Below are 19,565 nucleotides of genomic sequence, written 5' to 3'. Positions count from 1 at the left end.
ATGGAATTTTTAGCTTATTTTAATAGTGTCATATCTAATAATATATTTTTAGCCATAATACTATCATTTTTTGCAGGAGTAGTAGCCTCTTTTAGTCCATGTACCCTTTCATCTATTCCATTATTAATAGGATATGTTCAAGGTAGTGAGGTTAAGGATAATAAGAAAGCATTTAAGTATTCACTGATATTTTCAATTGGACTTGGAATAACATTTACTGTAATAGGTTTACTTACAGCCTTAATAGGAAAAGCCTTTTTAGGTGCAGGAAAGTTTTGGTATATAATATTGGCTTTTATTATGATAGGATCAGGGCTACAAGTTCTTGATGTAATAAATTTATTTGGAGATAAAAAAGAGGCTTGTAAAATCACTAAAAGAAGAGAGGGAATTTTAGATGCCTTCTTTTTAGGAATATTAAGTGGAATATTAGCATCTCCTTGTGCAACACCTATAATGGCAGCAATAATAGCCTTTATAGCTGCTAGTGGTAACTTAGTAATAGGAATGATAATGCTTTTAATGTATTCATTAGGTCATAGTGTTTTAATAATTTTAGCTGGAACATCCTTTGGATTAGTTGAGAAAATAGCCTACTCTGAAAATGGCAAAAAGATAGGAAGAGTATTAAAAAATATATTAGGAACAATTATAATATTAGTTGGATTATACTTATTTTATCTTGGAGTATAGAAAATATGTAAACCAAATATACAGAAAGTGTTAAATTAAAATGAACTCAAGCAAAACTTATACTAATTTTGATATGATAATTATTAATATAAATTTTGATTGGAGGATTTTTATGGATCAAAATATCAATAAAAAATTATCAGTTGGACAATTTTTAAAATCTGTATTTAACATATTTATTAAAAATTTAGGAGATATAGCAATAATATCTGTGCTTTTTGCACTTCCTACTATTATAGGGAGAGGAAATGCTATATTTTCAGTAATTGGTATATTCAGCTTAGGATTTTCATCAATAGCTATAATAAAGTTAGCTAACAATTTTATTAGAGGTGAAAAGGTATCTTGGATTGAGACTATAAAATCAGCCTTTAAAAACCCTTTATTTCCTCTAGGAGTATTCCTTATACAAAACTTTGCTGTTTCTTTAGGCTCAAGCATATTTGCACCTTTAGGAATAGTAATATCAATCTTTTTTGTAATAGCTATGCAATGTTCTATATTTGAAAATATAAATGTAATAGAAAGCATAAGAAAAAGTTTTTTATTAGTAAAAAATAATTTTTTAGATATTCTTTTAAAGCAGTTTGCTTTAGTTTTTATAATTAACTTTTTTACAATGACCTTTGCAATGTTTTTAAATCAAAGTGTTTTATCAATAATAATATTTTCACTAGTTTTAAATATTATTACAGCTCTTACCTTAATAGGTGGAAATTTAATATATAAAGAAGTAACGGTTTGAGATTTTTAAAGACTATATAAGAGTCAAATTTATTTATCTATAGATAGTTAAATTTATGGAGAGAAAAAGTTTGATTTCCTATATAGTTTTTTATTTTAAAATTTCACTGACTAAAAAATTAAAATTCATGTATAATAGAAAAGTTAGTATATATTTAAGAAATATAGATTTAAAGGAGGAGAGGCTTATGAAGGATCAAAAATTATTAGGGGAAGAATCAGAATTAAAGCTTTTGATCAAGTATTCGGTGCCAGCTATTATAGGTATGCTTGTAAATGCACTTTATAATATTGTTGATAGAATATTTATTGGACACATTCCAGGCGTTGGGCCAATGGCCATTACTGGAGTTGGTATAACTATGCCAATTATGTCTATATTACTTGGTTTTGGAATGCTTATAGGGATTGGTGCTACTGCAAACATCTCTATAAAATTTGGGCAAAATAAAAGAAAAGATGCAGAGAAAATATTAGGAAACTCTGTGGTCTTAATAACTATAATATCTTTAGTTTTAACTATTGTTGGAATTGTATTTGCAAACAGTATTCTACACTTATTTGGAGCAAGTGAGGCTACAATTTTTTATGCAAAGGAATATATAAATGTAATACTTTTAGGAACTATATTTAATTTAATGTCATTCTCTTTATATAGTACAATTAGAGCAGATGGAAATCCAAAGATGTCAGCTGCGGTAATGGTACTTGGATGTATTATAAATGTAATATTAGATGCAGTATTTATATTTGTATTTAATTTAGGGATAAAAGGTGCGGCTTTAGCTACAGTAATTTCTCAAATAGTTACTACATTAATAATGCTTTATTATTATACATTAGGAGGATCAAACTTAAAATTAAAATTTGAAACTCTTAAATTAGATTGGAGATTAGTTAAGATAGTTTTAGCTATAGGTGTAGCTCCGTTTTCAATGCAGATGGCTGCAAGTGTAGTTCAAGTAATAGCTAACAATGCACTAAGAATGTATGGAGGAGACTTAGCTATAGGAGCTATGGCGGCAATTTCTTCAATAGCAATGATATTTTTAATGCCTATATTTGGTATAAACCAAGGTTCACAGCCTATAATTGGATATAACTATGGAGCTAAGAAGTATGAAAGAGCTCAAAAAACAGTTAAGTTAGCTATGATAGCAGCGACAACAATACTTGTTTTAGGAGGAATATTAATTCAAGCATTCCCAGCCTTAGTAATAAGTATGTTTAATTCAGATCCTAAACTTTTAGAAATAGGAGTTCCAGGATTAAGAATATATTTATTTATGATGCCTATAATAGGTATATCAATAATAGGATCTAACTATTTCCAATCAATAGGTAAAGCTAAGTTAGCAACTTTTTTAAGTTTATTAAGACAGGTTATACTTTTAATTCCTTTAACCTTAGTTTTACCTAAGATTGCAGGATTAGGTTTAACAGGAGTTTGGTTAGCAGGTACAGTTTCAGACTTCTTGTCTACAATAATAACTGGATTATTTATAATTAAAGAGTTTAAAAAAGAAGATAGTATAGAAGATGAAAAAGCGATTTAAAAAAAGCTGAGTTTAGAAATTTCTAAACTCAGCTTTCTTTTATATAATACCTTCGTCTTTTAATAAATCTTCAAGTTTTCTTACTTTCTCTGTTAGAGTAACGAATTTTTGCTTTAAATCATCTTTACTTAAATCATCTATTTGAACTTCAAGTTCTTCTACAGTTTTTAAAACTTCATCTATATCTTGTTGAGCTAATTTTAAATTTTTTTCGTTCATATAAAAAATTCTCCTTTTAAGTAAATTCGTTCTTTGTAGTTTTATGGTAACACTACTATTCTAACTATGCAAGGCATATATTATACAGAAATTACTTATGATTTAGGAGGAGAGATGATTAATTATATATGGTTTGCAATTATAGCCTTAGGATTGATTTTTAGCATAATGACAGGCCAGGGAGAGTTGATTACAACTGGCTTAACAGAATCTTCTGAAGGTGCTGTGAAATTTATAATTTCCTTAGTAGGAATTATGTGTTTTTGGTGTGGAGTAATGAAGATAGCAGAAAATAGTGGGTTAACATATAAGGTTGCAAAATTATTAAATCCTATATTAAAAAAGATCTTTAAGGAGAGTTCTCATAGTGACGAGGCTATGGGAGCCATAGTTATGAACTTAACTGCTAATATGTTTGGACTATCTAATGCAGCTACTCCCCTTGGAATTAAGGCTATGAGCGAATTAAACAAGATAAATAAAGAAAAGGATGGAAGGGCATCAAATGATATGGCATTATTTTTAGTTATAAATGCAGCTTGTATTCAGTTAATTCCATCTACAGTTATATCAATTAGGGCAGCTGCTGGCTCAAGTGAACCTGCAAGTATAATAATTCCTGCTATTATATGTACTTTTACTGCCTGCTGTGTAGGAATCATATGCTGTAAAATCTTGCAGAGATACTTTTAGGAGGGATACTTTTGATTGCAAATAACATAATTCCAATAATATTTCTTTTAATAATAGTCTATGGAATGTTTAAGGGAAGAAAAGTTTATGAATGGTTTTTAGAAGGGGCAAAAGAAGGACTAATGGTATGCGTTAAAATTTTTCCTGCTTTATTAGCTATGATGATTGCCATAAGAATATTTAAAGATGCTAATTTACTTAATTATTTAAATAATCTTTTAGAGCCAATAGTTTCTCTAATAGGATTACCAAAGGATATTGTTCCACTAGTACTAATTAAACCTCTATCTGGAAGTGGAGCCTTAGGAGTATATACAGAATTAATAAATACCTTAGGACCAGATACAAGGGAAGGATTAATTTCTTCTGTAATAATGGGAGGAACAGAAACAATATTTTACACCATAACTGTTTACTTTGGGGCTGTTGGAATAAAGAAAATAAGACATACATTTTGGGCGGCTTTAATGGCTGATATAACTGCTATTATAATGGCGGTATTAGTAGTAAGTATGTTTTTTGGACTTTAAATGAATAAAATAATAAAAAAATAGCAACATAATATTAAGGAAAAAAGAAGCACAAAAGATGATTTAATTTAAATATGAAAGTACCTCAGAAATAATCCAAAATATTACAGAAATCGTTTAACTAAAATGTAAATATTTAAAGTTGATAAAAAAATCACAAAATAGTTAAAAAAATAACGAATTTTTGTCGATAAAATGTAAGAAATGTAAAAAAAAGTCTGGATTTTGATTTTGAAAGATGGTATTATAATCTCGTAAGGTTGGTAAAAAACTTTACAGAGCAGTTAAATCGCTTAAAAACAAAAAAAGATATGAAAAAAAGTTCTTAAATGGAATTTTATTAAAGTTAAAAACTTAACTAAATGCTTTTAATTAATTTTTACATATATTATGAAAATAAGAAACTAATCTATAATGAGGTGGGTATCATGAAAGTAACAAATGTAGATGAATTAATGCTTAGATTAGAGAAAGTTAGAGCAGCTCAAAAAGAGTTCTCAAAATTCTCTCAAGAGCAAGTAGATGAAATATTTAGACAAGCAGCAGTAGCAGCTAATAATGAAAGAATCAGATTAGCAAAAATGGCTGTTGAAGAATCAGGAATGGGTATAGTTGAAGATAAAGTTATAAAAAACCATTTTGCTGCAGAATACATATACAATAAATATAAAGATGAAAAAACTTGTGGGGTTATAGAAAAAGATGAATCATTTGGTATCACTAAAATAGCTGAGCCAATAGGAGTTGTAGCAGCAATCGTTCCTACTACAAACCCAACATCAACAGCTATATTCAAAGCTTTAATATCATTAAAGACTAGAAACGCTGTATTCTTTTCACCACATCCAAGAGCTAAAAACTCAACAATAGAAGCAGCTAGAGTTGTTTTAGAAGCAGCTGTTAAAGCTGGAGCTCCAAAAGATATAATAGGATGGATAGATGAGCCATCAGTTGAAATGTCACAAGTATTAATGGCAGAAGCTGATATCATACTAGCTACTGGTGGTCCAGGAATGGTTAAAGCAGCTTACTCATCAGGAAAACCAGCTATCGGGGTTGGAGCAGGTAATACACCAGCAATCATAGATGAAACAGCTCACTTAAAAATGGCAGTAAACTCAATATTATTATCAAAAACTTTCGATAACGGGGTTATCTGTGCATCAGAGCAAACAGTATTAGTTGTTGATAAAGTTTATGATGAAGTAAGAAAAGAGTTCGCTGATAGAGGAGCTTACTTCTTAAAAGATAAAGAAATAGATAAAGTAAGAAAAACAATTTTAATAAATGGTAACTTAAATGCTAACATAGTTGGTCAATCAGCATGGAAAATAGCTGACATGGCAGGTGTTAAGGTTCCAAAGGATACTAAAGTTTTAATTGGTGAAGTTGAGTCAGTTGAATTAGAAGAACCATTCTCACATGAAAAATTATCACCAGTATTAGGAATGTACAGAGTAGCTAACTTCGAAGAAGCTTTAGTTAAAGCTGAAAGATTAGTTGAACTTGGTGGATTCGGACATACTTCAGTTTTATACACTGATACAATGAAATCACAAGATAGAGTTCAAAAATTCGGTGCAACTATGAAAACTGGTAGAACAATAATAAACATGCCATCAACTCAAGGAGCTATCGGAGACATATACAACTTCAAGCTAGCACCATCATTAACATTAGGTTGTGGATCATGGGGTGGAAACTCAGTTTCAGAAAACGTTGGTCCTAAACACTTAATGAATGTTAAGAGTGTAGCTGAGAGGAGAGAAAATATGCTTTGGTTCAGAGTTCCAGAAAAAGTTTACTTCAAATATGGTGCTTTAGGAGTTGCTCTTAGAGAATTAAAAGATTTAAACAAGAAAAAAGTATTTATAGTAACAGACAACGTATTAGCTAGTCTAGGATATGTTGATAAAATAACAAGTGTTTTAGAAGAAATAGGTGTAGATTTCAGAGTATTCTCAGAAGTTACTCCAGACCCAACTTTAGCATGTGCTAAAAAAGGTGCTGAAGCAATGAGAAGCTATCAACCAGATGCAATCATAGCTCTTGGTGGAGGTTCACCAATGGACGCAGCTAAGATTATGTGGGTAATGTATGAGCATCCAGAAGTTGCTTTTGAAGATTTAGCAATGAGATTCATGGATATAAGAAAGAGAGTTTACCCATTCCCAACTATGGGTCAAAAAGCTATGATGATTTCAGTTCCAACATCAGCTGGTACTGGTTCAGAAGTAACACCATTCGCAGTTATAACTGATGAAGAATCAGGAGTAAAATATCCATTAGCAGATTATGAATTAACTCCAGATATGGCTATCATAGATGCTGAGCTTATGATGAACATGCCAAAAGGATTAACAGCTGCATCAGGTATAGACGCATTAACTCATGCTTTAGAAGCTTACGTTTCAGTTTTAGCATCAGAGTACACTAATGGATTAGCTTTAGAAGCTATAAGATTAATATTTAAATACTTACCACAAGCTTACACTGAAGGTACTACAAACATAAAAGCAAGAGAAAAAATGGCTCATGCTTCAACAATGGCTGGTATGGCATTCGCTAACGCATTCTTAGGAGTATGTCACTCAATGGCACACAAATTAGGATCAGAACACCATATAGCACACGGAGTTGCTAACGGAATCTTAATAGACCATGTAATAAGATTCAACGCTGTTGACAACCCAAGAAAACAAGCTGCATTCCCACAATACAAATATCCAAATGCTAAATGGAGATATGCAGTAATCGCTGACTACTTAGGATTAGGTGGAAAGAACGAAGAAGAAAAAGTTAATAACTTAATCAAGGCTATAGATAACCTTAAGAAAACAGTTGGAATCCCTGCAACAATAGCTGATTGTGGAGTTTCAAAAGAATCATTCTACGCTACATTAGAAAAAATGAGTGAAGATGCATTCGATGACCAATGTACTGGTGCTAACCCAAGATACCCATTAATAAGTGAAATCAAGCAAATGTACATCAATGCTTTCGAAGGTAAAAAAGACAGAGTTTAATAGCTTTGAAATAAGATAATAATAAATACTCACTAGATAATCTAGTGAGTATTTTTTTCTATAAAAATATGTAAAGATGTACTATTTGTTAAGATTTTAAATCTTATATATGGTAAAATTTAATAAATAGGAATTGGAGGGATTAAGATGAAAAGTTTAGTTTTTACTAAAAACAGAGAGAATTTATTAAAGAAACTAGAAGACAATTCATTATTAGTTTTATTTGCAGGAGAGGCTAAAAGAAAAACAGCAGATGAATATTTTCCATTTACTCCAAACAGAAACTTTTATTATTTAACAGGAGTAGATGAAGAAAAGCATATACTAATGATAAAGAAAATAAATGGTGTGGTTGATGAAGTCCTTTATATACTAAAGCCAAATTTAGAGCAAGAAAGATGGACTGGAAAAACTATAAGAGATTATGAGGCTAAAGAAGTATCTGGCATAGAAAATATAAAATATTTAGAAGAATTTAAAAGTGATTTAAATATGATTTTTACTAATGGAATTGCAGAAAATCTTTATTTAGATTTAGAAAGAGTTTCATTTGATGAAGAAATGAGTAAAAGTCAAAGTTTTGCAAAGGAAATTAAGGAGAGATATCCTCAAGTAGTTATAAAAGATGTTTATTCTGATATAGCTTCTTTAAGACAAATTAAATGTAAAGAAGAAGTAGAAGAAATAAAGAAGGCTGCTCACATAACAGCTAAGGGTGTAGAACTTTTAATGAAAGAATGTAAGCCTGGAATGAAAGAATATGAATTAGAAGCATATTTTGACTTTTATTTAAAACAAAATGGAGTTAAAGATTATGCTTTTAAAACTATAGCAGCTGCTGGAGTAAATGCTGCTACTTTACACTATGTTGATAATAATAGTGAAATAAAAGATGGAGACTTAATTCTTTTTGATTTAGGTGCTCAAGTAAATTATTATAATGGAGATATTTCAAGAACATTCCCTGCTAATGGTAAGTTTACTAAGAGACAAAAAGAGGTTTATGAAGAAGTTTTAAAAGTAAATGAAGAGATAATAAACGCTATTAGACCAGGGGTTGGATTCTATGAAATAAATGACAAAGCAAATAATCTTTTAGCTGAAGCTTGTGTAAGATTAGGTCTTATAGAAGACAAAAAGGATTATAGAAAGTATTATTTCCACTCAATAGGACATAGTTTAGGTCTTGACACTCATGATGTTGGTAAGAGAGATATCATTCTTGAAGAAGGTATGGTTTATACTGTAGAGCCAGGATTATATATTGAAGAAGAAGCTATAGGAATAAGAATAGAGGATGATGTTTTAGTTACTAAAGATGGCTGTGAAGTTCTAACAAAAGAATGCATCAAGTCTGTAGAAGATATAGAAAAGTTCATGAGTAATAGATAATTTTATAATTAACATTATTTTAAGAATAATAAGCTTTAAATTTGAAGAAATTAAGAGTAAAATGTAATAAAAATTAAAGAGCAAACTATGGTTTAGGAGATGATTTTATGATAAATGAATTAAAAAAAGCTGTCTTAGCTGGAATTGGAACTGCAGCTACTGCTTATGAAAAAACAGATTCTTTTATACAAGATATGGTTGCTAAGGGGAAAATAACTGTTGAAGATGGTAAAGTTTTATCTGAAGAATTAAAAAGAGATATGCAAGAAAAAACTACTGAAGCAACTAGCGAAATAATAACTAAGTTAGACAACATGAATCCTTTAACAAAAGAAGATTTTAGAGTTATGTTTGAGGAAGCTAATAAATCTACTTTAGAAGAAATAAATAAATTAAAAGAAAGAATAGCCGTATTAGAAGCTAAATTAAATGAAGAAGAAATTTAGGCTATAAAATAATAGAACTCTACAAGGGAAATGAAGAGTAGAATTTATAGCTATGTAAATAGCTAGTATGATTAAGCTTTTCAGTGCCTTGTAGAGTTTTTATAGTTTATTATTTTATTATCTTATAGGAGGTGAATTTATGAGTAAGGGACAGAGTGCAAAAAGGTTGAAAGAAATAATTAGGGTATTTACTTATTATGGTTTTGACTTTTTAATTTCATCAAAGTTGCCTAATAGTAAAAAGGCTGAGCCAAGGCCTCAAGCACTTAGAGAGGCTTTAGAAGAATTAGGGGCAACCTTTGTTAAAATTGGACAAATATTGAGTACAAGACCAGATTTACTTCCTAAAGCTTATATTGAAGAGTTGGAAAAGTTACAGGATAATAATGAAATAACAGACTTTCATAAGGTAAAGGAAATATTTTATGAATCTTTTGGGACAGATATAAATACATATTTCTTAGAGTTTAGTGAAACTCCATTAGCGTCAGCATCAATTGCACAGGTTCATAGAGCTAAATTAATAGATGGAAGGGATGTAGTAGTTAAGGTTCAGCATTATAAAATAGATGAAAAAATGAAGCTTGATTTAAGCATATTAAGAAGACTTAGCAAATTAACATCTAATCATATAACGAATACCTTAGTTAATCCAGTTGAAGCTTTTAAGGAAATTGAAGATGCTACCTTAAAGGAACTTGATTTCGAAAAGGAAGCAAAGAATACTAAAAGGTTTAGAGAGCTTAATAAAAATGTAGCCTGTGTTGGTGCACCTATAATTATTGATAAGCTTACTTCTAAGAAAATCCTTACCATGGAATATATAGATGGTTATAAAGTAACAGATTTTAATATTTTAAAAGAAGAAGGATATGATTTTGAAGATATTGCAAACAAATTAGCAAACTCATTTTTTAAACAGGTATTAGAAGATGGATTTTTTCATGGTGATCCCCATCCAGGAAATTTATTTATAAGAGAAGGCAAAATATACTTTATAGATTTTGGCTTAGTTGGAACTTTAGAAGCCAATTTAAGAAATTGGCTTAATAAAGCCATGATTGCTATGGTTTTAGGGGATATTGATACCTTAGTTGATTTTGTAAATGCCATAGGCATAAAAAAAGGAAAAGTTGAATATTCAATATTATATGATGATTTAAAAAATATAGTCTCAAAATATATAAATGCATCTTTAAAGACAATAAAGATATCAGATTTATTTAAAGAAATCTTTGAGATTGCAGAACGAAATAATATTCAATTTCCAAGAGAATTAGTTGCTTTAGTAAGATCCATAGTTATATTAGAAGGGGTTATAGCTAAAATAGATCCAGATTTAGAAATTATGGAATGTATTTATCCTTATGTAAAGGAAAGAAATAAAGAGGAAATGTTAAAAAGTTTAAACAAGGATAAACTTATAACTGAAGCCTATAAGTTTGCCTCTAAGAGCATAGAAATTCCTACTAAATTTTCAGAGCTTGTGGATAGCTTAACTAAGGGAAGAGCTAAGTTGCAATTTGAAATGAAGGGCTTAGATAAGCCACTTACAGATTTAAATAGAATGGTAAATAGAGTAGCATTCTCTTTAATAGTTGGATGTATGATTATAGGTTCTTCATTAATAGTTAATGCTAAAACTGGACCTACTTTTCAAGGGGTTCCTATTTTAGGATTAATAGGGTTTATAGTATCAGGAATTTTTGGTTTGTGGTTATTGATTTCCATAATAAAATCAGGCTTTTTTTAATAAATGGTTAATAAAGTAATTAAATACTTGAAAGAAACATAGTTATATTGTATAAATGTATACAATATAATAATTAAAAGTGAATAATTTAAAAAGAGGTAGAGGCGCGAGAATCAAGATTACTAAAATGGAGTTAAGTAGCGTAGAAGTTTTAGGAAAGGGATTATCGCCGAAGTTTTTGGCTAATACTTTAAGGCTAAATGCTGGGGTTGTATAGAATATATACAACACTGTCACAAAATGTGGAGAGCTATCATCTTAGGGAATTAAATAAATAAAAGTTTATTTGCAAAAGTGATTTTATTAAGTATTAAGACCTTAGGTTGATCAAGCCTAAGGTCTTTTTTGCAGAAATTTTATAATAAGAGAAAATAAGGGAACACCTCTGTAAATTAATTCACTGCATATTTAAGGGGGAATTTATAATGGGAAATAAAACTAGATTTAAAGTTTTTCTAACGGTTTTTGCAATGACAATGTTATGCTCAACCTTAGTCTTTGCTGCTGAAGATGCTGCGGCGGTAAACTCAGCTAAGTTTGGAATGTGGACAGTGCTGCCACCATTAGTTTCAATTGTATTAGCTTTTTTAACTAAGAATGTTGTAGTTTCTTTATTCATAGGAACAATTACAGGATGTATAATGCTTCAATTAAATGGATTTAATATAATTACAGCTTTAACTCAAGGATTTATTGATTTTACTTATAGAGCTTTAAATTCCTTAGCTGATCCTTGGAATGCAGGGATAATTCTTCAGGTTTTAGTTATTGGAGGAGTGATTCATTTAGTAGCTAAAATGGGAGGAGCAAAGGCAATAGCTGAGGCTTTAGCAAGAAAGGCTAAGACTGTTAAGAGTGCACAACTTACAACTTGGCTTTTAGGGTTAGCAGTTTTCTTTGATGATTATGCTAATTCATTAATTGTAGGACCAATAATGAGACCAGTTACAGATAAATTAGGAGTTTCAAGGGAAAAATTAGCCTTTGTTATAGATGCAACGGCAGCTCCAATTGCAGGGTTAGCAATAATATCAACTTGGATAGGCTTAGAGGTTGGATTAATTGGAGATGCCTTAAAAAGTGTAGGAATACAAGCAGATGGTTTTGGAGTATTTTTAGAAACAATACCATATAGATTTTATAATATATTAATTTTAGCTTTTGTTGTTATATCAGCAATAACTTTAAGAGAATTTGGACCAATGCTTAAAGCTGAGAGAAGAGCTAGAAGAGGAGAAGTTTTATCTACTACAGAAATTTCATCTGATAGTGAAGATTTAGAACCTATAGAAGGAATTAAATTAAGTGTTTGGAATGCAATAATTCCAATTGGAGTTTTAATAGTATCATCTTTAATAGGATTTTATTATAGTGGATGGGTAACTATAATGGGTGGAGAAGATTTAGCAATAATAGAGCTTATGAACAATACACCTTTTAGTTTTGCTGGAATACAAGCAGCATTCTCAAATGCAGATGCTTCAGTAGTTTTATTCCAATCAGCTTTATTAGCAACTATAGTAGCTCTTATATTAGGAGTAGGTAGAAAAATATTTACTATTTCAGAAGGAATAGGAATTTGGATTGAAGGAATGAAAGGACTTTTAATAACAGGAGTAATTCTTATATTAGCTTGGTCTTTAAGTTCTGTAATTAAAGAATTAGGAACTGCTTCTTATTTAGTAGGAGTATTATCAGATGCAATACCAGCATTTTTATTACCAGCAATAATATTTATTTTAGGTTCAATAATAGCCTTTGCTACAGGTACAGCTTATGGAACAATGGGAATATTAATGCCACTTGCAATTCCATTAGCCTTTGCAATAAATCCAGAATGGAATTTTGTTATAGTAAGCACATCAGCAGTATTAACAGGTGCTATCTTTGGAGATCATTGTTCACCTATTTCTGATACCACAATACTTTCCTCAACAGGTGCAGGATGCGATCATATAGAACATGTTAGAACTCAAATATGGTATGCAGTATTTGTAGGAATAGTAACTGTATTATTTGGATATATTCCAGCTGGTTTAGGATTAAGTATTTTCATAGTACTACCTTTATCCTTAGTAGCTTTATTCATATTAACAATGATATTTGGTAAAAAAGTAGATGACAAAGTAGTTAGCAATTAAAAAGGACATGTACCAAAATAACTTTTTATAAAACTTACAAACAGTATGAAGAGGAAATTTAGTAATTCTCGGAATATGTTTGTAAGTTTTATTATTATATTTTGATACAGCCCCTTTTAGTTAAATATATTAATTTGTTTTCTCTTCAGTTTTCTTTTGGTAAGGGTAGACAAGTCTGTTAATTATAATAGCTATTATTACCCCAATAAATGTATCTAGGATTCTATTAAAAGCATAGTCATATGAGCCAACACCCTTTAAGTTTGTCATTATGGCAAAAACAACTATACATGCACTATTTATTGCTCCTTTACAATTAAATAAAATACATAAAAAAATGGCTATAGTTGTACCTATGGCTGTTAAAAGAGCATAAACAATAAAGTGTTGAATACTTAATACATTAAATATGGCTGTTAATAATAAACCAACAATAGCACCTAAAAAGGTACCAAGCATTCTGTTTTTTCCCATTTTATATGAATTTTCAACTGTATCTTGCATGCACATCATTGCTGCAATACAAGCAAAAAAGGCACTAGAACGGCCTAATAGTTCAAATACTATAATGCATATAAATACTGAAAGAGAAGTTTTAAGGTTTCTAGCACCTATAGTTTGCAGGTTAAATTTAAACAAATATTTCCCTCCTAAATCATATTAGTTTTTTACATTAGTTCTTTTTATTTTCTTCTAGATTTTTTATATCATCTTTAACTTCTTTTTCAAGTCTAGAGATTTTTTCTTCTATATTTTCTAAATCTTTTTTTACCTTATTTTCATATTTATATATGTAGTTATTTATTAATAGAGCAATTATTATACCTATAAAAGTATCTATAATTCTATCAACTGCATAGGCATATGGAGCTTTACCATGTAAGTTTGTCATAATTGCTATTAATACTATACATGCTATAGAAACAGACCCTTTTCTGTTAAAAACATTAAGTAGATAAATGGTTATAACTATTCCAATCCCTGTTATTATTCCTGAGAATCTTGTAAGGTTAAAGTTTAAAGCTATAAAAGTTAAAGCTAAGCCAACAAGTCCACCAGTTATTGTACCAATCATTCTGCTTTTTCCCATTTTATATGAGTTTTCAACAGTATCTTTCATACAGATTACAGCGGCTATACAAGCATAAAAAGGATATTGTCTATGTATTAGCTCGAAAAATCCTATGCATAAAGTTACAGCCAAAGCTGTCTTTAAGTTTCTTGCGCCTATTTTAGGTAGGGCTAAACCTTTCATTTAAATAATACCTCCCCAACAATTTATATATTATTATAGATAGTATATAACATTTTTATATTAATACAAATTATGACTTAACAAGAATTTTAAAGAATTCGAAAATAAAAACGATTGACATTAATATAAAACTAATCATATAATTAAAATTAAGTGAGAAAATGCAATGAAGAGAAGAGTAATAAAGAAGATTGTATAAAAGAGAGCTGGGGTGGGTGAAAGCCAGATACATGAGACTTTATGAAGATGGACTTGGAGCAGACTTTTTGAGAATTTTAATTTTAGAAAAGTACGGTGGCAACCGTTATATTGCAGAGTAATAAAATAAGTTAAACTTAGGAGTTACTTAGTGAGATATTTATGGTGACATAAATATGAAATAGAGTGGTATCGCGTAATTAACGCCTCTATGGGATTTCCCATAGGGGTTTTTTATATTTTTGAAATATTGGAAACAATAATAAGTGAGAATACAAGGAGGAAGAAATAATGTGTAAAAAACCATATTATATTACAACGCCTATTTATTACCCATCAACAAATCTACACATAGGTAATACTTATACAACTGTGGCTGCTGATGCTATAGCAAGATTCAAAAGACTTACAGGTCACGAAGTAATGTTCTTAACAGGAACAGATGAGCATGGTCAAAAAATAGAAAGAATAGCTAATGAAAAAGGAATTACTCCAAAGGAGCATGTTGACGAAATAGTTGCAGGAATTAAAGATCTTTGGAAAATGATGAACATAAGCTATGACAAATTTATAAGAACAACTGATGATTATCATGTTAAAGCTGTTCAAGAAATTTTCAAAAAGTTATATGATCAAGGAGATATATATAAAGATTCTTATGAAGGGCTTTACTGTACTCCATGTGAATCATTCTGGACAGAAACTCAATTAGTAAATGGAAACTGCCCTGATTGTGGAAGACCAGTTGAAAAAGCTAAGGAAGAAGCTTACTTCTTTAAAATGAGCAAATATGCTGATAGATTAATTCAGTATATAGAAGAACATCCAGATTTCATTCAACCAGAATCAAGAAAGAATGAAATGTTAAATAACTTCTTAAGACCAGGATTACAAGATCTTTGTGTTTCAAGAACAAGCTTTACTTGGGGAATACCTGTAAGCTTTGATGAAAAGCATGTTATCTATGTTTGGATAGATGCATTATCAAACTACATAACTGCTTTAGGATATGGTCAAGAAGACCAAGAGTTATACAAAAAGTTCTGGCCTGCTGATGTTCACTTAATAGGAAAAGATATTTTAAGATTCCACACAATTTACTGGCCAATAATGTTAATGGCTTTAGGATTAGAATTACCTAAGCAAGTATTTGGTCATGGATGGTTACTTGTTGATGGAGGAAAAATGTCAAAATCAAAAGGTAACGTTGTTGATCCAGTAGTTTTAGTTAACATGTTTGGAGCTGACGCTGTAAGATACTACTTATTAAGAGAAATACCATTTGGTTCAGACGGATTATTCAACAATGAAATATTTATAAAGAAAGTAAATACAGACTTAGCTAATGACTTAGGTAACTTATTATCAAGAACAATAGCTATGGTTTATAAATACTTTGATGGAGTTATTCAAGCACCAACATGCAAGGAAGCTATTGATGATGAATTAATAAACTTAGCTTTATCTACTCCAGGAAAAGTTGAAGCTAGCATAGATGCATTAAAGATTCCAGAAGCTTTAGAAAGTATATGGACTTTAATAAGCAGAGCTAACAAATATATAGATGAAACAACTCCTTGGATACTTGCTAAGGATGAAGAAAAGAAAGAAAGACTAGGAACAGTTTTATATAACTTATTAGAAACTTTAAGATTTGTTTCAGTAATGATTTCACCATTCTTAACAGAAACAAGTGTAAAAATAGATGCTCAATTAAACACTAAAGTTACTACTTGGGAAAGTTTAAAGGAGTTTAATGGAACAGTTGCAGGAGATAAAGTAGTTAAGGGTGATGTTATATTCCCAAGAATAGATGTTGAGGAAAAATTAGCAGAACTTGAAGCTTTAAAACCAGCTCCAGTTAAGCCAGCTAACGAAGAGTTAGTTAAAAATCCAATAAAAGAAGAAATAACTATAGATGACTTTGACAAGATAGATTTAAGAGTAGTTAAAGTATTAGAGTGTGAACCAGTTAAAAAAGCTAAAAAGTTATTAAAACTTAAAGTTGATTTAGGTGGAGAAGAAAGACAGGTTATTTCAGGAATAGCACAATACTATAAACCAGAAGAGTTAGTTGGAAAGTATGTAGTATTAGTTGCTAACTTAAAACCAGTTAAATTAAGAGGAGAATTATCTCAAGGTATGATACTTGCAGCAGCACCTTCAGATGATTCAGAACTTCTATTAGTTAACCCAGGAGAAATGTTAACTGGAAGCCAAGTAAGATAGTAAAATTAAAAAACTCTTATATTCATACTAGATTGTGGAATATAAGAGTTTTTTTGTATCATAATATTGTAGATAGAAGCATTTTAAGGGGGCTAATAAAATGAAAGTAATTATAGGTAATGCTTGGCCTTATGCCAACGGCTCACTTCATATAGGAAGAGTTTCATCTTGGATGGCAGGTGATATATTGGCAAGGTATCATAGGGCTAAGGGTGATGAAGTTATTTTTGTTTCAGGATCTGACTGTCATGGATCTCCAATTTTAAATAAAGCCAAGGAGATTAATAAGTCACCAGAAGAGCTTATAAATAAGTACCATAGGGAATTTGTTAGGTGCTTTAATAAATTAGGATTTTCCTTTGATATATTTACAAGAACAGATAGTGAGTATCATGAAGAGCAGGTGAAATATATAATAAAAAGCCTTTATAATAAGGGATTTATATATGAAAAAGAAACAGAAGAATTTTATTGTCCAAAATGCTGTGATACCTTAGATGAATTTGGGATTAAAGAAGGACTTTGTAATGAATGTAATAGTAAAGTTGAAGTTAGAAGTTCTAATAATCTTTTCTTTAAATTATCTTATTTTCAAGATTATATTCAAAATATATTAGATGAAGAAGAGAGTTGGAGAGAAAATGCCATTAAAATAACTAAGAGATATTTAGAGGGTGGGCTAAGAGATAAGATTCTAACAAGAGAAATTAATTGGGGAATAGAAGTTCCTATAGAAGGCTTTGAAGATAAAAGAGTTTATGTTTGGATTGATGCACTGTTAGCCTATGTTACTGCATCTAAGAAAGTTATAGAGGAAAAAGGACAATCTTTAGAAGAATATTGGAATAATGAAGAAAGTAGAATATACCTAGTTCATGGTAAGGAAAATATACCCTTTCACACAACAATGTTTCCAGCAATGCTCTCTGGCATTGGATTAGAGAAAAGTGAAATTAGAATATTCTCTTCTCAATATTTAACCTTAGAAGGAAAAACTTTTTCTACCAATAGAAATTGGGCCATATGGGTTCCTTACATTATGGAAAGATATAATATAGATTCTATTAGATATTATTTAATAAGTAGAGGTGCTGAAGAGAAAAATTCTGACTTTACTTGGAGAGATTTTATAAATGCAAATAATAATGAATTAGTAGGAGAAATAGGGAACTTTACAAATAGGGTTTTAACCTTTATAAAGAAAAACTTTAATGGGGAAATAAAGGGAGAAGAACTTCCTCTTCAATGGAAAAACATAATAAGAAGAACTTATGCTTCTGTAGGTAATAAATTTGAAGAGGGAGAATTTAAATCGGGAGTAAAAGAAATATTTAATCTTATAAAACAGGGAAATGATTTCTTTGATAAAAATAAACCTTGGATTTTAATAAATAATAACAAGAAAAAATGTGAAGAGGTACTGTATATTTGTTCTCAAATATTAGTAGCTTTAACTGATTTAATGAATCCTATAATTCCTTTTACTTGTGAGAAAATAAAAATGTTTTTAGGTATAAAGGATATAAAGTGGAGCTTTAAAGAGAGGAAGAATATAAGAGTTAATAGAGTTGAATTTTTATTTGATAAAATAGACAAGAAAGTTGCTATAGAAGAACTAAATAGATTAAAGAATAAAAAGATATAAATAAAATAAGCCTTGCTTCTATTAACATTAGAAACAAGGCTTATTCTACATCTTAAGGTTTAAGGTTAGGAATTATTATATAGAAATTTTTTAAATTAATTAAACTTAATAGCCCTTGACATTTGCGTAAGGGGGACAAACTATTCAAGGGCCATTTAAGGGGTAAAATTAAATTAGTGTTTTAGCTACGTTACAATTATTATATTAAGCTTCTTATGTGGCATTTATGTGTCAAAAAGTGTACAAAAATATTAACATTTGATTTAAAGTAAATAACCTTTTAACCCTTCTAAATCTTTTATTTCTATTATGTTTTTTGAAAAGTCTATAAGCCCTGCATCTCTCATTTTCATAAGTTCTCTAGACAATGAAGGACGTTGGACTCCAAGTTTGTCAGCCCAGTCCTTTCTTGAAAACTCTAACTTTATAGTTGTAGATTTTTCTTTGTTATATTTTTTTAATAAGTAATTGCAAATCATTTCTCTAATAGATTTCATTGTCACTTGTTTAAGTTTAGAACTTAGATTAAGAGCTTTATTTGAAAGAATTCTAAGTAACTCTCTTAAAAAAGCTTCATTTGAAGAGCATAGTTTATATATATAATCCTTTTTTATATGTAAAACTTGAGAATTTTCTTTAGCTACAACAGACATTGGGTAAAAGTTCCTATCTCCAAAAAGAAGATTTTCCCCAAAAACATTTCCTCTATTTAAGGTTGCAACCACTAATATGTTTCCGTTAGAATCTAATTTTTGAATTTCTATTTTCCCTTCTATAACTACACTTAAAAAATCGCAATACTCTCCTTCAGAAAACAGTAAGTCTTCCTTTGAATAGGATTTTACTGAAGCGAAACCAGAGCTTAATAATTCTTGAATATCTTGATCGCTGAAGTGGGAAAATAACCTACACTCTTTTATATTAGATAATTTTTTAAAATCCATTTTATTCACCACCCTTAAAAAATAAGTAGTATTATATTAATATAAATATATAATATTTTACACTATTTAAGTGAATTTTAAATTGATAGGAGTGAAAATAG

General features: G+C 29.7%; 16 protein-coding genes, 1 riboswitch and 1 other annotated feature. Of the genes, 12 read left to right on the top strand and 4 right to left on the bottom strand.

Annotated elements, in window-relative coordinates; all coding sequences use genetic code 11:
- From GOM42_RS14060 to GOM42_RS14050, 3 genes are all read left to right on the top strand, one after another.
- Complete coding sequence (locus GOM42_RS14060; protein WP_003456899.1) at nucleotides 1-693, top strand: cytochrome c biogenesis CcdA family protein; 693 nt, start codon at nucleotides 1-3, stop codon at nucleotides 691-693.
- Nucleotides 694-805: 112 nt separating this feature from the next.
- Entirely contained in the window at nucleotides 806-1,438 is a 633-nt protein-coding gene (locus GOM42_RS14055; protein ID WP_003463058.1) for a hypothetical protein, read from the top strand.
- 187 nt (nucleotides 1,439-1,625) lie between these two features.
- Nucleotides 1,626-2,993, top strand: coding sequence for an MATE family efflux transporter (locus GOM42_RS14050; protein ID WP_003450630.1), 1,368 nt, complete (start codon nucleotides 1,626-1,628; stop codon nucleotides 2,991-2,993).
- A gap of 39 nt (nucleotides 2,994-3,032) precedes the next feature.
- On the opposite strand, the gene GOM42_RS14045 is transcribed toward GOM42_RS14050, so the two are convergent.
- Complete coding sequence (locus GOM42_RS14045) at nucleotides 3,033-3,212, bottom strand: hypothetical protein (RefSeq protein ID WP_003450573.1); 180 nt, start codon at nucleotides 3,210-3,212, stop codon at nucleotides 3,033-3,035.
- 114 nt (nucleotides 3,213-3,326) lie between these two features.
- On the opposite strand from GOM42_RS14045, the gene GOM42_RS14040 reads away from it, so the two are divergent.
- From GOM42_RS14040 to GOM42_RS14010, 7 genes are all read left to right on the top strand, one after another.
- A complete protein-coding gene (locus GOM42_RS14040; protein ID WP_003456692.1) occupies nucleotides 3,327-3,905 on the top strand; it encodes a nucleoside recognition domain-containing protein in 579 nt (192 codons plus the stop codon).
- A gap of 11 nt (nucleotides 3,906-3,916) precedes the next feature.
- Nucleotides 3,917-4,435, top strand: a complete 519-nt coding sequence (locus GOM42_RS14035) for a nucleoside recognition domain-containing protein (RefSeq protein WP_003479331.1) — start codon at nucleotides 3,917-3,919, stop codon at nucleotides 4,433-4,435.
- 428 nt (nucleotides 4,436-4,863) lie between these two features.
- Nucleotides 4,864-7,461 carry a bifunctional acetaldehyde-CoA/alcohol dehydrogenase gene (gene adhE, locus GOM42_RS14030; protein WP_110077489.1) on the top strand — a complete coding sequence of 866 codons (2,598 nt, stop codon included), beginning with the start codon at nucleotides 4,864-4,866 and terminating at the stop codon, nucleotides 7,459-7,461.
- A 147-nt stretch (nucleotides 7,462-7,608) separates the two neighbouring features.
- Nucleotides 7,609-8,853, top strand: a complete 1,245-nt coding sequence (locus tag GOM42_RS14025) for an aminopeptidase P family protein (RefSeq protein WP_003456838.1) — start codon at nucleotides 7,609-7,611, stop codon at nucleotides 8,851-8,853.
- 107 nt (nucleotides 8,854-8,960) lie between these two features.
- On the top strand, nucleotides 8,961-9,299 hold the full coding sequence (locus tag GOM42_RS14020; protein WP_003456770.1) for a hypothetical protein: 339 nt from the start codon (nucleotides 8,961-8,963) through the stop codon (nucleotides 9,297-9,299).
- A gap of 139 nt (nucleotides 9,300-9,438) precedes the next feature.
- Nucleotides 9,439-11,052, top strand: coding sequence for an AarF/ABC1/UbiB kinase family protein (locus GOM42_RS14015; protein WP_003463008.1), 1,614 nt, complete (start codon nucleotides 9,439-9,441; stop codon nucleotides 11,050-11,052).
- A gap of 91 nt (nucleotides 11,053-11,143) precedes the next feature.
- Nucleotides 11,144-11,313, top strand: a riboswitch (Lysine riboswitch).
- Between the two features lie 164 nt (nucleotides 11,314-11,477).
- The gene (locus GOM42_RS14010) at nucleotides 11,478-13,193 is read left to right on the top strand and encodes a Na+/H+ antiporter NhaC family protein (RefSeq protein WP_003456822.1); all 1,716 of its coding nucleotides are present in this window, start codon (nucleotides 11,478-11,480) and stop codon (nucleotides 13,191-13,193) included.
- A 129-nt stretch (nucleotides 13,194-13,322) separates the two neighbouring features.
- Here the strand turns inward: GOM42_RS14010 and GOM42_RS14005 are convergent, their stop codons facing one another.
- Complete coding sequence (locus GOM42_RS14005; protein ID WP_003456858.1) at nucleotides 13,323-13,832, bottom strand: aromatic acid exporter family protein; 510 nt, start codon at nucleotides 13,830-13,832, stop codon at nucleotides 13,323-13,325.
- Between the two features lie 34 nt (nucleotides 13,833-13,866).
- A complete protein-coding gene (locus tag GOM42_RS14000; RefSeq protein ID WP_003450545.1) occupies nucleotides 13,867-14,448 on the bottom strand; it encodes an aromatic acid exporter family protein in 582 nt (193 codons plus the stop codon).
- A gap of 157 nt (nucleotides 14,449-14,605) precedes the next feature.
- Nucleotides 14,606-14,860: a binding site (T-box leader), on the top strand.
- A 77-nt stretch (nucleotides 14,861-14,937) separates the two neighbouring features.
- Here GOM42_RS14000 and metG point away from each other — a divergent pair.
- Together metG and GOM42_RS13990 are read left to right on the top strand one after the other, a co-directional pair.
- Nucleotides 14,938-16,875 (top strand): methionine--tRNA ligase, encoded by a 1,938-nt coding sequence (metG, locus tag GOM42_RS13995; protein ID WP_003456810.1) that lies wholly within the window; start codon nucleotides 14,938-14,940, stop codon nucleotides 16,873-16,875.
- Nucleotides 16,876-16,975: 100 nt separating this feature from the next.
- Nucleotides 16,976-18,520: a class I tRNA ligase family protein gene (locus GOM42_RS13990; RefSeq protein ID WP_003456732.1), complete on the top strand. Its 1,545-nt coding sequence runs from the start codon at nucleotides 16,976-16,978 to the stop codon at nucleotides 18,518-18,520.
- A gap of 263 nt (nucleotides 18,521-18,783) precedes the next feature.
- Here the strand turns inward: GOM42_RS13990 and GOM42_RS13985 are convergent, their stop codons facing one another.
- Nucleotides 18,784-19,464, bottom strand: coding sequence for a Crp/Fnr family transcriptional regulator (locus tag GOM42_RS13985; RefSeq protein WP_003456830.1), 681 nt, complete (start codon nucleotides 19,462-19,464; stop codon nucleotides 18,784-18,786).
- Between the last annotated feature and the right edge of the window lie 101 nt (nucleotides 19,465-19,565).

The organism is Clostridium sp. 16K-1-R1, assembly GCF_023921145.1.
GTDB lineage: Bacteria > Bacillota > Clostridia > Clostridiales > Clostridiaceae > Sarcina > Sarcina perfringens.
The sequence above is the reverse complement of the archived record's forward strand: the minus strand, read 5'-3'. Positions and strand labels throughout refer to the sequence as shown.